The organism is Burkholderia sp. ZZQ-2 (genome assembly GCF_050768715.1).
Taxonomy (GTDB): domain Bacteria; phylum Pseudomonadota; class Gammaproteobacteria; order Burkholderiales; family Burkholderiaceae; genus Burkholderia; species Burkholderia cepacia.
Window position 1 is genome coordinate 1 of sequence record NZ_LDVA01000103.1, and the last position, 2,120, is coordinate 2,120.

The 2,120-nt window shown below is 71.2% G+C and carries 2 protein-coding genes and 1 pseudogene; all 3 read right to left on the reverse strand.

The window, feature by feature from the left end; all coding sequences use genetic code 11:
* Positions 1-369 (reverse strand): annotated as a pseudogene (locus ABY44_RS05625) (flagellar hook-length control protein FliK); the annotation flags it as partial.
* 30 nt (positions 370-399) lie between these two features.
* Positions 400-858 carry a flagellar export protein FliJ gene (gene fliJ, locus ABY44_RS05630; RefSeq protein WP_021163734.1) on the reverse strand — a complete coding sequence of 153 codons (459 nt, stop codon included), beginning with the start codon at positions 856-858 and terminating at the stop codon, positions 400-402.
* Positions 859-863: 5 nt separating this feature from the next.
* On the reverse strand, positions 864-2,120 hold a 1,257-nt coding region (gene fliI / locus ABY44_RS05635; protein ID WP_431640938.1), incomplete at its 5' end, for a flagellar protein export ATPase FliI.

Consider the following 2,120-nt stretch of genomic DNA (forward strand, 5'->3'; position numbering starts at 1 on the left):
GACCGGCGCTGCGTTGTCCATGCGCGCCTGCAGTTGCGCCTGCACGGCCGCGGCGGCCGCGAGCGCGGCGGCGTCGGGGTTGGCGGCGGCGTTCGTGGTCGTATCGTCGGTCGCGTCGTCGTCATCGGTCGCGGACGGCTTCGTGCCGGCGGCCGGCTTCGACGAAGCCTGTTTCGTCGAAGCATCCGGCGCGCCGGCATTCGACGAATCGCGACGCGTGACGACGCTTTGCTTCAGCGTCTGCGCGAACGGCACGGCGGTCGCGGCATCGTTGCCGGCGGCGGCGCCGGACGAACCCGAGCCGCGGGCGGCCTGGAGTGCGGTGCCGGCGGTGTCGAGCAGCGCGCCGAGCAGGGGCAGGGGAGGCATGACGTTCTCTCGTTCGAATGCGGTGGTCGGTTACGACGAACGGGCCGCGTCGGCCCGCATGCGCAGGATCTTCGCGGCGTGTTCGTCGGCATCGCGCTGCTCGCGCCGGGCTTCGCGCTTCGCTTCCTGTGCGACGCCGCGCGCCTGCAGGATTTCATACGAGCCGACGGTGCGTTTCTTCTGTTGCCAGTTCGGGCGTGCTTCGTCGATGCGGACTTCGGCCGCGGCCAGCACGCTGCGCTGCTGCGCGATCGCGGCGTCAAGCGTGTCGATGAACGCCTGGAAATTGCGCCAGTTGCCGGCCGGCATCCCATGCTGGGCGGATTGCGAGAAGCGCGCGTGGTATTCGTCGCGGTAGCGCAGCAGCGCGTCGAGCTGCTCGGCGGCCGCGGTGCGGTCGCGCTGCGCGGTGCCGAGCTGCTTCGCGGCCGAGTCGAGGTCGTCCTGCGCGCGGTCGAGCAGCAACTGAAGGGGAAAGCCGTGAGCCATCGGGATCAGCCTCCGTAAGCGTCGAACAGTGCATCGAGCCCGGCGAGGCTCGACGCGAACGGCGCGCATTCGCGAAAGCCCTGCTGCAGGAACGCCTCGATGCGCGGATAGAGCGCGATCGCGCGGTCGAGCTGCGCGTCGCGGCCGGGCGCGTACGCGCCGACCGCGATCAGGTCGCGATTGCGCTGGTAGCGCGACAGCATCTGCTTGAACTGCCGGACGTGGTCGAGATGCGTTTCGTCGATCAGCGCGGTCATCGCGCGGCTGATCGACGCCTCGATGTCGATCGCCGGATAGTGGCCGGCTTCGGCAAGCGCACGTGACAGCACGACGTGGCCGTCGAGGATCGCGCGCGCCGAATCGGCGATCGGGTCCTGCTGGTCGTCGCCTTCGGTCAGCACCGTGTAGAACGCGGTGATCGAGCCGCCGCCCTCCGGCCCGTTGCCGGTGCGCTCGACGAGCGCCGGCAGCTTCGCGAACACCGACGGCGGGTAACCCTTGGTCGCGGGCGGCTCGCCGATCGCGAGCGCGATCTCGCGCTGCGCCATCGCGTAGCGCGTCAGCGAATCCATCAGCAGCAGCACGTGCTTGCCCTGGTCGCGGAAATACTCGGCGAGCGACGTCGCATAGGCCGCGCCCTGCATCCGCAGCAGCGGCGATACGTCGGCCGGCGCCGCGACGACGACCGAGCGTGCGAGCCCGTCCTCGCCGAGGATCTGTTCGATGAACTCCTTCACTTCGCGGCCGCGTTCGCCGATCAGCCCGATCACGATCACTTCCGCGCTCGTGTAGCGCGCCATCGTGCCGAGCAGCACCGACTTGCCGACGCCGGAGCCGGCGAACAGGCCCATCCGCTGGCCGCGGCCGACGGTGAGCAGCGCGTTGATCGCACGCACGCCGACGTCGAGCACGTGGTGGATCGGTTCGCGCTCGAGCGGGTTGATCGACGGCGCCGACAGCGGCGCGTCGACCTTCGACGCGAGCGGGCCGAGGCCGTCGAGCGGGCGGCCCGACGCGTCGACGACGCGCCCGAGCATCTCCCAGCCGACCGGCAGACGCTTCGCGCCCGCGAGCGGGTCGGCCACCGGCGCGGTTTCGCGGGGCCAGACGCGCGCACCGGGCAGCACGCCGGCGACGTCGGTGGTCGGCATCAGGAACAGGCGGTCGCCGGCGAAGCCGACGACTTCCGCTTCCGCGTGCGGCAGCGTGCTGCCGGGCGGGAGTTCGATCGTGCATTCGGCGCCGACCGACAGGCGCAGCCC

Excerpts from the sequence above, each read along its gene's own strand:
- fliJ (WP_021163734.1), bottom strand. The coding sequence starts at position 858 with ATGGCTCACGGCTTTCCCCTTCAGTTGCTGCTCGACCGCGCGCAGGAC.